General features: G+C 67.1%; 13 protein-coding genes. 6 read left to right on the top strand and 7 right to left on the bottom strand.

Features of this window, described 5'->3' with window-relative positions:
* Positions 1–23: 23 nt before the first annotated feature.
* The 5 genes from QQK22_RS17795 to QQK22_RS17775 all read left to right on the top strand — a co-directional run bounded on the left by QQK22_RS17795 (position 24) and on the right by QQK22_RS17775 (position 5,997).
* Positions 24–1,514 carry an ATP/GTP-binding protein gene (locus tag QQK22_RS17795; protein ID WP_284252916.1) on the top strand — a complete coding sequence of 497 codons (1,491 nt, stop codon included), beginning with the start codon at positions 24–26 and terminating at the stop codon, positions 1,512–1,514.
* On the top strand, positions 1,511–3,313 hold the full coding sequence (locus QQK22_RS17790; RefSeq protein WP_284252914.1) for a type IV secretory system conjugative DNA transfer family protein: 1,803 nt from the start codon (positions 1,511–1,513) through the stop codon (positions 3,311–3,313). The genes QQK22_RS17795 and QQK22_RS17790 overlap by 4 nt, the downstream gene beginning before the upstream one ends.
* Entirely contained in the window at positions 3,310–4,149 is an 840-nt protein-coding gene (locus QQK22_RS17785; RefSeq protein WP_284252912.1) for a DUF4913 domain-containing protein, read from the top strand. The genes QQK22_RS17790 and QQK22_RS17785 overlap by 4 nt, the downstream gene beginning before the upstream one ends.
* A gap of 613 nt (positions 4,150–4,762) precedes the next feature.
* Positions 4,763–5,035, top strand: coding sequence for a hypothetical protein (locus QQK22_RS17780; protein ID WP_284252910.1), 273 nt, complete (start codon positions 4,763–4,765; stop codon positions 5,033–5,035).
* Positions 5,035–5,997 carry an S-layer homology domain-containing protein gene (locus tag QQK22_RS17775; RefSeq protein ID WP_284252909.1) on the top strand — a complete coding sequence of 321 codons (963 nt, stop codon included), beginning with the start codon at positions 5,035–5,037 and terminating at the stop codon, positions 5,995–5,997. The genes QQK22_RS17780 and QQK22_RS17775 overlap by 1 nt, the downstream gene beginning before the upstream one ends.
* Before the next feature lie 334 nt (positions 5,998–6,331).
* Here the strand turns inward: QQK22_RS17775 and QQK22_RS17770 are convergent, their stop codons facing one another.
* From QQK22_RS17770 to mobC, 3 genes are read right to left on the bottom strand one after another with little or no spacing between them, the layout of a single operon-like run.
* A complete protein-coding gene (locus QQK22_RS17770) occupies positions 6,332–7,126 on the bottom strand; it encodes a hypothetical protein (RefSeq protein WP_284252907.1) in 795 nt (264 codons plus the stop codon).
* 35 nt (positions 7,127–7,161) lie between these two features.
* Entirely contained in the window at positions 7,162–8,976 is a 1,815-nt protein-coding gene (locus QQK22_RS17765; protein WP_284252905.1) for a relaxase/mobilization nuclease domain-containing protein, read from the bottom strand.
* Positions 8,973–9,314: a plasmid mobilization relaxosome protein MobC gene (mobC, locus tag QQK22_RS17760; protein ID WP_284252902.1), complete on the bottom strand. Its 342-nt coding sequence runs from the start codon at positions 9,312–9,314 to the stop codon at positions 8,973–8,975. The genes QQK22_RS17765 and mobC overlap by 4 nt, the downstream gene beginning before the upstream one ends.
* Positions 9,315–9,732: 418 nt before the next feature.
* Between mobC and QQK22_RS17755 the strand changes: the two genes are divergently transcribed.
* Positions 9,733–10,026 (top strand): hypothetical protein, encoded by a 294-nt coding sequence (locus tag QQK22_RS17755; protein WP_284252900.1) that lies wholly within the window; start codon positions 9,733–9,735, stop codon positions 10,024–10,026.
* A gap of 437 nt (positions 10,027–10,463) precedes the next feature.
* On the opposite strand, the gene QQK22_RS17750 is transcribed toward QQK22_RS17755, so the two are convergent.
* The 4 genes from QQK22_RS17750 to QQK22_RS17735 all read right to left on the bottom strand — a co-directional run bounded on the left by QQK22_RS17750 (position 10,464) and on the right by QQK22_RS17735 (position 13,898).
* On the bottom strand, positions 10,464–11,069 hold the full coding sequence (locus QQK22_RS17750) for a zeta toxin family protein (protein ID WP_284252898.1): 606 nt from the start codon (positions 11,067–11,069) through the stop codon (positions 10,464–10,466).
* A gap of 198 nt (positions 11,070–11,267) precedes the next feature.
* Entirely contained in the window at positions 11,268–11,729 is a 462-nt protein-coding gene (locus QQK22_RS17745) for a helix-turn-helix domain-containing protein (protein WP_284252897.1), read from the bottom strand.
* 210 nt (positions 11,730–11,939) lie between these two features.
* On the bottom strand, positions 11,940–12,872 hold the full coding sequence (locus tag QQK22_RS17740) for a PIN domain-containing protein (protein WP_284252895.1): 933 nt from the start codon (positions 12,870–12,872) through the stop codon (positions 11,940–11,942).
* Between the two features lie 39 nt (positions 12,873–12,911).
* On the bottom strand, positions 12,912–13,898 hold the full coding sequence (locus QQK22_RS17735; protein WP_284252893.1) for a ParA family protein: 987 nt from the start codon (positions 13,896–13,898) through the stop codon (positions 12,912–12,914).
* Positions 13,899–14,066 lie beyond the last annotated feature (168 nt).

The following is a 14,066-nucleotide window of genomic DNA, read 5'->3' as shown; positions in this document are numbered from 1 at the left end:
GCAGCAAGCACAGCACGCCGAAAGTGCGCGCGCCCCGAGTGCCCAGCGCTCGCGGGTGGCTCGGTGCGGGCGCCGGCGCCGACACCACGATTCAGGTCCCGGCGAGCTTCCGGGGCACCACGGTCCAGGTCTGCGGTCTGCACCCGTTCGCCGTCGGTGACGGGACCTCGATGCTCGGGGTTCCGCTCGGGGTGCACGAGCACACCTCCGCCACGGTGTGCGCGGACCCGATGAGCTGGTTCCAGGGCGACGCGATCGGCAACCCCTCGGTGTTCGTCATGGGCCTGCCGGCCCTGGGCAAGACGAGCCTCGTGGCACGGATGTGCGTCGGCCTGGCGGGCTACGGCGTGCTGCCGTTCGTGCTGGGCGACACCCGCCCGGACTACGTGCCCACGATCGAAGCTCTCGGCGGTGAGGTGCACCGTCTCGGGCGCAATCGCGACTACATCAACCCGCTGGACCCGGGCGAATCGACCGTGGCCGCGCAGCGGCTGCGCGCGGCCGGGTTCGAGCGAGAGGCGCAGGAGGTCGAGGCCGACGCCCACGGGCGCCGGCTCACGACCGTTCTCGGGCTGATCGCGATCCAGCGCAAGGGACCGACCACGGAGGCCGAGGAAGCGGTGCTCGACCGGGCACTGCACATCGTGGACGCCCGGCTCGACCGGGTGCCGATCATGAGCGACGTCCTGGACGTCGTGCGCGAGGGACCGGACGAGCTGCGTGCGGCGGTCATCGACCGGGGTAGCTGGGAGGTCTACCAGACCAAGACGGAGGGCTTGGAGCTGTCGTTGACGCTCCTGTCCACCACCGGGTTCGGTGGGCTGTTCTCGCGCGAGTCCAGCAAGCCGCTACAGCGGGACAAGCCGGTCGTCTACGACATTTCGGCTATCCCGCAGGGAGAGTCCGACCTGCTGGCGGCCGCGCTGCTGGCGTGCTGGTCGAACGGGTTCGCGACGGTGAACATCGCCGGCATCCTGGCCGATGCCGGGTTGGAGCCGCGCCGGCTGTACTTCCTGGTGATGGACGAGCTGCACCGCATCCTGCGAGCGGGCGGCGGGATGATGGTCGATCGCATCGACTACCTGACCCGGCTCAACCGTGCCGAGATGGTGGGTCAGGCGATGATCACGCACACGATGAAGGACCTCAAAGCGCTTCCGGAGTCGGAACGGCTCAAAGCGATGGGGTTCATCGAGCGCTCGGGGATGGTCATCCTCGGGGGCCTGCCCGGGGCGGAGATGCCGGACCTGACCCCGGTCCTGCCCCTGACGCAGGAGGAGCAAGCCAAGCTCGCCTCGTGGGCGACCCCGCCCAGCCAGTCGGCCAAGGAGGGTGTGAAGCAGGACCCGCCCGGGCGCGGGAAGTTCCTGATCAAGGTCGGCGGCCGTCCGGGTATCCCGATCCGGGTGCGACTGACGCAGCGCGAGCTCAACCTCACCAACACCAATCGCAAGTGGCAAGAGGTCGAAGCCCAACGACGCGCGGCTCGCGCGCAGGCCAGGGAGGCATCGTGAACGGTCCAAACAACCGCAGGGAGGACCCGGGGCAGAGTCGGGGGCAGCTGTACGCCCTGATGGTGCTCGTGGGCCTGGTCGTGCTGGTCGTGGTCGGCGTGAACGCCGGCGTGCGTCTCGGCAACCGCTTTGCCGGCACCCCGGTCGAGCTCTCGGGCAACCCCATGCAAGTGGTGTTAGAGGTGTTTACGGGAGCGGTGGCCTGGCCGGCGGCCGGGACCGCCGTCGTGGTGGTCCTCGGCGTGCTCGTGCTCGCCGTCGTGGTGCTGCTGGCGCTGGCGTTCCGGCGGATCGCTCGGCACCGCTCGCGTGTCGATGACAAGGCCCGGTACATGGGTCGCGGCCGCGACATCTCCTCGCTGACCGCCAAGGCCTCGCGCGCGACGTCGCAGCGGCTCGGCGCCGGGGAATGGCTGGGTGTGGCGCTGGGGCGCAGCGTGAGCGGCGGTCAGGCGCTCTACGCCTCGGCAGAGGACCAGATCGCGATGATCGCCGGCCCCCGCATGGGCAAGTCCACCTCGTTCGTCATCGGGGCGATCGTGGAGGCTCCCGGAGCGGTCATCACCACCTCGAACAAGCGCGACGTCGTGGACGCCACGCGCGACGTGCGCAAGGAGCGCGGCCCGGTGTGGGTCTTCGACCCCCAGGGCGTCGCGGAGGAGCCGGCGACGTGGTGGTGGGACCCGCTGTCCTACGTCACCGACGAGATGAAGGCCGACCGGCTCGCGGGCCACTTCGCGGAGGGCTCGCGCGAGGAGGGCGCGGGCAAGGGCGATGCGCACTTCGACGGCTCGGGTAGGACGCTGCTCGGGGCGCTGTTCCTGGCGGCGGCGATGACGCAGACCCCCATCACGCAGGTCTACACGTGGCTGACCAACCCTCGCGACGAGCGCCAGGTCCAGACGTTGCGCGAGCACGGCTTCCCCCGCACCGCCGATGCGCTGTACGGGATCGTGAACACGCCCGACCGCGAGCGGGGCTCGATCTTCTCCACCGCCCGCCGCATGGCCAAGTGCCTGACCAACCGCAGCATCGACCCGTGGATCACGGCGAACGGCTCCGGCGACCCTCGCCCGCAGCTAGACCCCGCCAAGCTCCTGGACGACGGCGGCACGCTGTACTCGCTGTCGATGGAGGGTGAGGGCTCCGCCGGCCCCCTGGTGACCGCACTCACCGTCGCCGTGGTGGAGGCGGCGGAGGAGAAGGCGCGCCGCTCTCCCGGCGGCCGGCTCCCGACCCCGCTCCTGGGCATCCTGGATGAGGCCGCGAACGTCTGCCGCTGGAAGCAGCTGCCCTCGCTCTACTCCCACTTCGGGTCCAAGGGCATCGTGCTCGCCACGGTGTTGCAGTCCTGGGCGCAGGGCGTGGACGTGTGGGGCGATCGCGGGATGGAGAAGCTGTGGAGCGCAGCAAACGTGCGCCTCTACCTGGGCAACAACACCGAGGTGAAGTTCCTCTCGGACCTGTCCACGCTGATCGGAAACTACGACCGGCTCAGTTCCAGCGCCTCCACCACCCGTGGCCAGCGCACCCGCTCCGACAGCCTCAGCCGGGAACGGGTGCTCGACGTCGATGACCTCAGCGCCCTACCGCGCGGCCGCGCGGTCCTGCTCTCGGCAGGGAACCGGCCCACCCTCGTGCGCACGGTGCCCTGGCTGGTCGGGCCGCACGCTGAGGCGATCCGCGCCTCGATCAAGGCGCACGACCCGCAGGCCGGCCAGACCGTGGCCCGCGCTGAGCGGGACCTGGCCGAGACGACCGACGAGCTCGGCCCCGTCCCGGGGGTGCAGGCCGCATGAGCACCGACTGGGACACCCCCGACCCCGCACCCGTGCCCGGGTACGGCACCCCCAGCCCTGCCGGCGACCCTGCGCCGTCGCACGGGGGTGCCGACGCGCTGTTGAGCGAGCCCGGCGTGATGGAGGCGCTGGCCGCCCGCGACCGCGCCGACGTCGCGCGGGTGGAGGCGGAGACGGCCATGGCGCGTGCCCGTGAGGCGGCCGCCGACGCCGAGGGCGCGGTGGCGATCGCTCGAGCTCGGGTTGCCGACCTCGAGGACGACGACAGCAAGCGGCCGTGGGAGCGTCTGGCGGCCGCCGAGGACGTCGAGCGCGCACTACGCCTGGTGTCGCAGCGCGACCGCGAGATTCACGCGGCCACCGTGGCTGCCGACACGGCCGCGAGCGAGTGCACGCGCGCACAGCACGCCGTGGAAGCCGCGATCGCCGCGAGCGAGCTTGGCGGCGTGAGCGAGGCCGCGGCCGACGGCGACGGCGATCAGCCGTACTACGGCAACGCGGTGGAGTTCTTCGAGAAGTTCCTGCGCGACGCCTACATGCGATCGCAGGACGGGCGCGTGTGGTGCGCCCGCTGGTGGGAGGTCCCCGAAGGCCTGATGCGCATCGAGGCGATGTGGCGGGCCTGGGAGCACCTGCGCACCGACCCCACGACCGGGGCGAGCGTGTGGTGGCGCGACCACGCCGACCACCACATGAACGTCCTGCTGTCCTCCTCTGGCCCCTTCGCCAACTACACCGACGAAGAGGACCGACTCAAGCCCGGTCAACCACTACCGCACGTCTCCCCGCCCCCGGGCCTGTTCCGCGACGTGCGCGAGGACCCACCCGCCGCCTGAGTCTCTCGACGCGGGATCGTTAGAGACTCTGGCGTGACGCGTTGATGTCACGCCCTGTTGCGCGGTCACACAAGTTGCGCCATGCTTCACCTGTGCTCGAACCTCGAGGTAAGCGATTCTCTTTTAGCGACATTTCCGCGCGCATCCTTGTAACAATACTTGCCATCCTCTCTGCGCTATTGCTTCTTACGGTCGCCTCAATTGCAATAAGATCTATCGCGAACCTCTAGAGGAAAGACGGCGAGCAATGACAAGGCGTAACCTCTTGGCACTCGGTGCCGCCAGTGCGACCGCTGCGTTACTCGCGGTCTCAATCACGCCCGCTTTCGGCGTTGGCGGTGGGCCAGAGCCAAGCCTGAGCGACCTAACCCCTCCTTCGCTACCCGAACCCGCATTCAGGGTCCCCGAAGGAGAATCTGGATACTACGAGTACGACGCGCCCGCTTCCGAATTCCCAGAAGGTGACGAGGACCTGGAGGAATCGGGCCAGCCGGGGGCGGCAACCCCTTTCTTTTACCCCGTTACGAGCGCCCAAGAGGCAGCCGTTATCGACGCGCGCCAAGACAATACTTAAATCCTCTACGAACAGGGGCCAACCGCTTCCACATCTCTTGTGACTACGACTTGCAGTTACAAGTTCACCGGCTCCAACCTGATCACCGATCCGCTCCCTATCCGCGACATCGACAATTTTAAGCTCGCCGGCGCCAGCCTTCAGAATCAAGGACTTGGATTTACGCTCGCCGGCTCTAAAGCCGGAATTTTCGATTCGCAAACCAGAAGCCAGCAAGCCACCGCACAGGTCTACAACTGGATTACGATACCCCCGCTTTCACCACAGGGGACCATAGTCTTCCAACTTTCCCCAACGGGGGCGGTCGGCTGATGACGGATTCAAAATTTGCCATCGAAACCGGGAATGCTTCCGCGGCCGATTCCAACTACAGCTTCAGCATGGGAATTTCGAACAACAACTCGTGGGCGACGTACGATCAAAAAATTTCGCGCTCACTCTCATCTAACGATGGCCAGTATCGCACCGTCGAAGTATCACTGAACGGCACCCCTCACTCGGTCAGCACCGCCTTCCAGCCTGGGCAGACGTACGGCATGGTTGGCGCGATAGTATCCTCCGCGAACGCCAACCGGGGGCTTGGCGTGATTAATTCCCAAGCTTCGGCATTGTCGGACTTTGCCGGTTGGAACTACGACATCCCGGGCGTCTACCCGCAGGGTCGGACCATCTTCTACCAGAGCAGTTTCCGGGTTTCGTTTCAAGTAGTTGGGCACGCCGTAAATTGCGATGGCCCCTACTACGACGTATATTCAAACAACCAGTTTGCTACCGAGATTCGCTGGATGCGGAACAATAATATTGCACCTGCGGATGCGAACGGGAACTACCGCCCATACGAGGCGACGACTCGATCCGACATGGTTTACTTCATGTGGGCAATGCGCGGGTTTCCTGCGCTGAACAGCGGGACGAACTGCTTCGCCGACGTGAACTACTTTACCCCAAATGGGGATGTGATCTGCTGGGCGAAGGCAGTGGGCTTGGTGGGAGGATGGCCGGACAACTCATTCCGCCCGAACCAGCCCGTCGCACGAGATGCGATGGCGGCATTTCTTTATAGGCTTGCAGGAAATCCCCACTACGTGGCGCCTTCGTCGTCCCCTTTCACGGACGTGACGCCACAAACTCAGTTTTACAAAGAAATGTCTTGGCTGAGGTCCCGCGGGATCTCGACTGGCTGGCCCGACGGGACGTATAGGCCCTTGTCTTCGACGAACCGAGACGCTATGGCGGCTTTTCTCTATCGGATGCGGATGTCAAATATCGCATGAGACGCGCTCGGCGCGGAGCCGTGTACGGCTTCCTCGGACTCATACCAAGGAGCGGAGTCCGGGGAATCCCTACCGCGAGACGGTACTGCAGTTTGACGAAGGCGCCTGCGGTCTGAATAGCCCGGTTCGCTGAGGGCAAAGAAGGGATCCGAGCACGGCACAGCTCATCGGATTGCGGCGCATCCTGAAGCAGGCCGACTTCTAAGATGGCGCGACCGGACGTGAGCACCCCTGAGCCTGGATTAGGTACCAGAGAGCTACGACTCTGCCCGGGGCCTCCTCCTTCGGGCCATGGTGCAATTCGCGTTCAGGGCGCCGCGACAGATGAAGCTACTTAGCGCCCAAGACTGGACCTCTGCTGCTCGGCCGCCTGGGTGCGTCCCTTGCGGGCCTGGGCGGGCTTGCGGTCGGGGCGCCCCGACACGGCCTGGCTGGCCGGGCGAGCCTGGGCGACATCCGCGCGCATCACGGCCGCTACCTGCCTCTGGCTGTGGCCGGCCTCGGTCAGCCCTCGCGCGGTGGCCTCGCGACGCTCGGCGCTGTCGTAGGCCGGCTCCGCGCGCACGCGCAGAGCCCCCGCCTCGGCGGCGTGGGCGAGCGCGTCGGCGCGCAGCTCCTCGCGCACGGCGGGGACGCTCTCGTGCTCCCGCTGCGCCTCGCTCTGGTCCTCGCGCTGCTCGGCCGCCTCGGCAGCGCGGGTGAGCGATGCAGCCTCGGCCTGCTCCGCGCGTGCGCGCTGCTGCTCGGCGCCGGTGGCGGTCAGGTTCTCGATCGTCACCCCGAACCGGTGCCCGACCTCGGTGCGCATCCGCTCCTCGGCCTCGGCGAGCTCGGGGTGCTCGGCCGCCCAACCCCGGGCGGTCTTGTACATCTCGGAGATCTCCTGCGCGCTGGCCTGCGCCCACCACTGGGGGTTGTTGGTCGCGCTGAGCGAGGCGCGCGCCGTCTCGAGCTCGGCGTCGAGGCGGGAGCGCAGCTCGGCCGCCTCCCGGGTGCTGTCGGCCGTGGCCTCGCGGCGCCGCTGCTCGATCGCTCGCGCCAGGGCCTCACCGGCCTGGCTGGCGGCGGTCAGGAGCACGCGGAACTGGCCCTCTACGACCTCGTCGATGCCGTCGTTGTCCATGCTCATGGTGTGACCTCCCTGCGGGGTTGGTGGAGCGCGACCTACTCGCGTCCCTGGTCGGTCGAGCCCCGTTCAGGACCCGGCCGGGTGGTGCTTCTCGGCTTCGCTGGCGACGGCTCGGTTGCAGGCTGGACGGCGCGCGTGGCGGGGTGGGCCTGGGAGGCCTGCGCCGTGGCGAGCGTGGCGCGCATCCGGTCGGTGATGTTCGGGTTGGGCGCCGTCGCCACGGCGGCCGTCGTCTGCTGTTCGGCGCCGCCGGGGACCTGAGCAGCCGTAGCCGGCTGGTGGGCCTGGGCGGCGGTGTCCATGCGCCGGTGCACCTCTGCGAGCCGTCCGCGCATCTCGCGTGCGATCGACTCGGCCTGGCGTTGCTGACCCTGCGCGAGAGCGGCGTCGTGCACCGCCTTGGACAGGTTCATCAGCGACCGCAGGAGCGCGGCCTGCCCCACCGGTCCGACGCCTCCGCGTGAGGCGCTGGCCACGAGCATGGTCGTGCCCGACACGGCCACGAGCTGCGCCTTCGGCGTGCTCGTCTCGCGGCCGAACGTCTGCGCGGAACGGCTCAGCGCGTCGGCCGCGTGCGCCATGGCGCCGGGGGTCGGCTCGGTCGCGTCCGACCACGCCGCCAGGGCGCCGGAGGTGCGTCGAGCCACACGTGCCCACGTCTCGCGGTCGTGCGTCGGCACGGCCCGTAGCTGCGCGGACAGGGACTCCATCTCCTTGCTGAACTGCTGCCACACCTCGGGGCGCGGGGCGCTGACCTCTCGCCCCGGTGCCGCGACCCGGCGGGCGCGCTTGGCGGCGTTCCACTCCGCGCCGGCGGCCGCGCGGGACGTCTCGCTCGTGTCCCACTCCGACCGCAGGCGCGGCAGTGTCAGGTCACGTCCCAGGCGGCCACCGCCGTACCAGATCGGGCGCTCACCGTGCACCGGTCGCGACGCGACGCTGTAGCCAGCCACGACGTCGGTGCTGCCCTCGGCGTAGCGGGGTCGCACGAGCACACCGGAGCCGCGCAGCCGGCGAACGAACTCCGCCTCGTCGCTGCTCGCGGCCGCGCACCCGCGTACCTTGCGAGCCAGCGCCACCCGGGGCTGGTCCTCGCGCAGCTGGACGCTCACGAGCCCGACGCGCTGGTGTGAGTCGAGCGAGGACCACGGCGCGAGCTGCTGGCCGGCGGCGATCTTCTTGGAGTGCAACGCCTTGGCTCGACGGCGTGCCTGCGCCTCGCGCTCGCCCATCTCCCACCCGCGTGTAGAACGCTCGGCCGACACCGACTCCAACCGCTCCAACCCGTAGCGCTCCTCCAACGTGCGAGCGACCTTCTGCGCGCGCGAGTAGTCGCGATGGGTCGAGGCCTTGGTGCCGTCCTCGCGCACGAGACTGACGGCGATGTGCACGTGGTCGTTGCCCCCGCCCGAGGGCCCGTGATGGATCGCGACCCACCGGCACGAAGCCTTGCGCGCGGTGTCGTCCTGACCGCTACCGACGTCGGTGCCGGCCTCGTTCACGCGGTCGTCGTTGGCCGCGTCATCGAACCCCATCGCCTGCACGAAGTCGCGCGCGATCTTCTCCCACAGCTCGTCGCTCTTGGCGCCCTCGCCGGCGCGCAGTGCGAGGGACACGTGCCACACGTGACCGCCCTTGACCTCGACGCCGAACGCGCGGTGCGGCTCGTCCACCGTGCGCGCGATCGCGAGCGCGTCGTCACGATTTAACACACCCTCGGGCGCTGTCAGGCGCGTCACCGTGTCCCCGGTGATCACGCGCTGCCCGGTGTGCTCGTTGTGACGTCCTGGACCTGCCAGGTAGACCAGCAGACCGGACACACGGTCGCCGCGCGAGACGTTCGGCATCATCGCCCCATCACCCGCAGCTCCGTCACGAGCTCGGCAATCTGACCGACCAACTCGCGCGCTCGCGCGTGGGTGGTCAGAAGGTCCGCCACGATTTCGCCGTCGATGTTCGCCCGGCGCGCGATCTGGTTCACGTTGTTGCCCACGCCGGCGAGCGTGCGTTGCGCCGCAAGCAACTGGCGCAGCACAGCCTCACGCTCCGACGCGCTCGCGGCTGCCGCCTGCGAGCCACCGGCAAGCGCGGAGTCGATCAGCAGCTTGGGAACGCTGACGCCGTAGCGCTCCGCGAGCACCAGGAGGGCGCCGGCTTCCTCCGTGGTGGCGCGCACCTCGTAGCGCACCTTGCGGCCACCCTCGACGCGCCGGCGCCGGCGCTGGGTGGTCGCACGTGACGGAGCGGGCGTACCCGTCTGCGACGTCTCCGACAACCGATCCACCACCTCTCGGCCCAGCGCAGCGACCCCACCCGGCGTGGGGACCCATGGCCAGCATGGCCCAAGAGCTCCCGGCAGGGCAACCGATCAGCACGGCTGATTATATAGCTTGCTCCGTCCGGGACACCGCTGGCTTTGCAACTCGCCTTACGCCTCGCTGAGGCCGCAGGGGTTCGATACGATCGAGCGGTCGGAGCGCCCGGGGCGCGCACACCGCAAACGCTGAGGAGAACCACCCATGGCTCGCACACCCACACCGGACCAGGCCGTCGAACTCGCTCGCGCGGCACAGGAAACACGCATCGACAGCGTGCGCGAACTCGCGGTGACACGGCAGGCCGTGACCGACGCGCAGGCCGAAAGCGCAGCGCTCCTCGCACGCGCACAGCAGGAGGCCAGCGACCTGGTGAAGAACGCGGAGCTCGCGGACGTGCGCGCCTACGACGCCGCCGTCAACGCAGGATGGAGCCAGGCCGAACTACGGAAGATCGGCCTCCCGCCGGCGGCCAAGACGACGCGCGTCGCGCGTCGTCGCCGGACGGCCGCTGCACCCACCCCCGACCCGGTGCCCCAGTCGGCCGAGCAGGAGCTACAGCAGCACGAGGGACACCCCTCCTGAGGCGCACAGCCCGTTACGGGCGCAGGTTCGTTCGATGACCCCCTGACCACCTGTGGACGGCACGAGCTATCTCCTTCGGGCTCGTCCCGACCACAGGTGGACAGCCGGACCCGACCTACCGCCCGACCACCGCACGCACGTCACCGACACCCTTGACTCACCTCGGGCGTGCGCGTCCCGTGGACGGGCTACCTCCGCGCAGTCTTACTCGCGCCCGTCACTACGTGACGGGCCCCGGCCACGTTGCCGGCCCAGATACGACAGCGCTCGACGCGCCGCTTCATCGCCCCTCAGGCCCTGTCCGGGTGTCGTCGTGACCGGCATGGCTGAGACGTTCGGGCGAGCGAACTCCAGCTCGAGCGTTGCCTCGACACCGACACCTGCCGCCTCGGCCGCGGCCACCTGCTCCGCGCTCGTGCGGTAGCGCTGGAACCGCGTCACGATCGGCGACTCCCGCGCCAGGAGCTCCGAGACTCGCTCCGGCTTGGAGACACCGTCCTGCTCGTAGTACACGCTGCGGGCGTACTCACTCGGCACCCACCGGCCCCCTCGAGGTCGTCACCGCCGGCCAGCACCTGCGCCCGGCCCGACGCCCAGCGTTCACGGATACGAGCCTGAGAAACCTCGTAGGGCACCTCGACATCGATCATCCGCACCTCATACCCCTGCGCCTGCATCTGCTCCAGCAGGCGCCGGCCGTTGCTCTCCGCAGCCAGCACCGTGTCCACGATGATGTCCCGACGCGCCTGGATCGCCTGCCGCGTCAGATCGGCCGCGAGCATCGAAGACTCCCGATGCACCAGCGACGCCAGCTCGAGCGGGACGAACACCTCACCGCGCGCCTCACGGTCACGTACCGCCTGCGGCTTGACGAACGACTCATACGTGCCATCGCTCAGCGCCTGACGCAGCAACAGCTCCTTGAACTCATCGGCATCCACCCGCAGATAGGAGCGCTCACCCTGGCTCAGAGCGGTACGGGCGACCGTGGACTTGCCCGCCCCGGGCGGGCCGGCCAGCACCACCGCTCGCGGCGTCCGCACGCTCACATCCGCCGGGGGCTCCCACTCCCCACACCCGCGCGCTCAGCTGCCTGTGGAGCCGGAGACGCGCCGGGGTGGGCATCCCGCCCGGGAAGAACCACTCCGGGTTGTTCAGGGTCGATGTCGGGGCGTCCGCGGCCAGCGGGCCGCCACTGACCAGAGCCCGGATCGCTTCAACGTGGTCGTGATCCTCGCGGCTCACGCGCTCGCGTCCGCCGCGACCCGCGCCGCGACCTCCCCGTACAGACCCTCATCGATCAGGCCGTCCATCGCAGCGCGGTACACGTCCCAGATCGTGCCCTCGGGCTGCACCGGCAGGTCCTCGTACGCCTCGTGCTGGGCCATCGGGACGTACTCCCACCGCGTCAGCTCGTCCACGACCTGCTCCCGGCTCAACAGGCCGGCCGCGTACCGCTGACACAACTCACGTGGACTCGCACCCGAGAACCCCGCACGCGCCACCGACCCGCCACGCGCCGTCTTCAACAGCTGAGACACCGCCGACTGACTGATCTGCAACCACTGAGCGATCCGCGTCTGCGAGTACCCCTCCTCCGACAACGCCACCAACTCGCGACGCAGATCCACCTCGTCCAGATCGCGACGGTGTCGCAACTGGACCGCCGCGGCCGCCCTTGGCGGCACCTCTACCAGAGCCATCCCAACCACCTCCTACAAGGCACCTTATACCCATGGCAGCAACTGCGCGCTACACGCGTTGACAGGAGTTCACGCACCCTCCCGGTCACAACGAGGCCTGCAGCCTCACTCAGCCACACACGCTGGTACCACCACGGAATCGCATGATTGCGGCTTCTAGTAGGCCGCCCCCGAGCCCGCCAACTATAGCTTCGCGCCGCCCTAGAAAAGTTACCCGGACGAGTCATGACGAATTCGATCGACGTCAATGCTCGTCGACTCGTCATCGTCCCATAGCACCCAGAAGTCTACGATTATTGGGTAGTTGCGGGAGCCCGCGTCAGATGGATCGAGGTCAAGAGGCGAAATCTTGAGGTCGGAAGTCAGAGCGATCAGCGCCAGCCGCCCGCCAGGGAAAGCGTACTCGCGCCTGACCTCCATGCTCTTATTATCTATTTGGCCGTAAGCATAATCGAGGGTTTCGTCGGTGCTCGCAATAACAAAATTTGTAGCCTGCATAAGAATATCGGAATCGCCGTCCCATGCGTTGACGTCAGAGACGTCGCGCGCAATCGGAATAACGCTCTCTGCCAACAAAGATACTGTTGCGTCTACGGACGCGGAGTAAGCGACCAACTCGCCCTCTGATAACTCTTCCTCAAGCTCTTGTCGTAGGCCATTGGTGCCGGCAAAGTCGGAAGTATTGCCAGAGACCAGAAGGACGCGCTGCTCGCCAGCTGCCCGCTTAGCAGTGAGCCAGATCGACGCATCTCGTGAGCCAATGGCAGAGTCCCCCGAGGCCCTGGCCGGAGGAATTCGATTAGCCTCCCTGAGCAATGAGAGGCGAGCATCCTCCCCGGCGGTCTCGAGGATTGAGAAAGAACTTCGCAGGTCCCCCTCCCATCGCTCGACGATTTCTTCCACGGACGGAATGTATAGATCCCCTCCAGACTCCTCATGGAGACTCCCTAACTTTCTAACCGCAGCCTTGAGTTCGGATATCGCCTGCTCTGCGGCGCGCCGACGCGCCGACGTTGATTCCTCAAGAATCACGTCTGTTATGCATAGTTTGATGTCGGTTGCTTTTGCAATGCGAAGAAGCGCCGAAAGCAGTGGATTGTCTCGGATACTTGCACGCCGCGGCAAGGTGGAGGTGTCAAGCACAATGAGTTCTGGACGCGACCCGGCTTCCGTCATAGTGGCCTACAAAGTCTCGTCGAGACGATTCAGAACTTCACCGGCAAGATCAGCAAAGAGGTTGTAGGTGTCGCGCGCACGAGTGAACTGTGCCCCTCGAGCGAGGGTGCCAGTCAATTCGAAAACAGCGGAACGGTTCCTTTGAGCCATAGGGATCAGGCTGGAAAGGTTTCGCACCTCGCCGATCTTGCCCTCGCGTTCCGGGTGCCTAACGCCCGCCTCGGCGAGTGGCTCCACTACTCCAGCGACATACTGAGCAGGGATCTGGTTCACCCATCGCTTGTATGCCTTCGCGGGCTGCTCTCTATAGACGGCAAACTGCTGGCTGATGTACCCGAGGGGTACTGGGGACCCGACGGGTAGGTCAAATCCCAGCTTGAGCCCCCTCCTCGACGCGGAGTTAGTCGCGATGCGCCACTCATCGACCCACCTACTCACGCTCTCCCCCACGCTGGGAAGCGCCGTCAGCGAGAACAGGTCGGGCGACATGGGAATGACGAATCCATCCGCAGCCAGGAGGGCAGCCCGATTAAACGCCCCAACATTCGGCCCGAGGTCGAGCAGAATGTACTCAGCCCCAACCTGGGCTGCAACACCCCTTGTCAGCCGGTGCACGGCTGTACTAACCCTGAAGCCGCGAGGATTCCCGGCCAGGGCGCTAGTCCATCCTTCAGGAGCTATTTCTTCAAACACGCTTAGATTAATGTGCCCAGGAAGAACCCAGGCGTTGTCTCGAATCTCGATGGGCCTGACAATCTCGATGTCTCCTGACCCTTCGACGAGGGGCGCCAAGCCGTGATAGATAGTCTGTTCGCTATCGTAGACTTCTTCAATCTGCTCATCCCTCAGTGCGATACTCGTCAGATTGGCCTGGGCGTCTCCGTCGACAAAGAGCACCTTCTTCCCCTGACTTTGGAGCGCTATGCCCAGATTGAAAAGCAGGGTGGTCTTGCCGACGCCGCCCTTATGGTTGTAGAAAGCGATGGTCTGCATCGGGTCTCCAGGTTCTGAGGTCGAGCTCGAGGTTACTCCGCTATCACACGTGGACAGGTATCACGTCAGGACGGGGCGTGATTCCAAGGTGTCTATTCAGGCGCCAGCGGCGGCGATGCTCAGTCTGTACTGCTCTGCCTCCGGTTCCACGGCGTACTCCACGAGTGA

This window comes from Litorihabitans aurantiacus, from assembly GCF_030161595.1.
GTDB lineage: Bacteria > Actinomycetota > Actinomycetes > Actinomycetales > Beutenbergiaceae > Litorihabitans > Litorihabitans aurantiacus.
The sequence above is the reverse complement of the archived record's forward strand: the minus strand, read 5'-3'. Positions and strand labels throughout refer to the sequence as shown.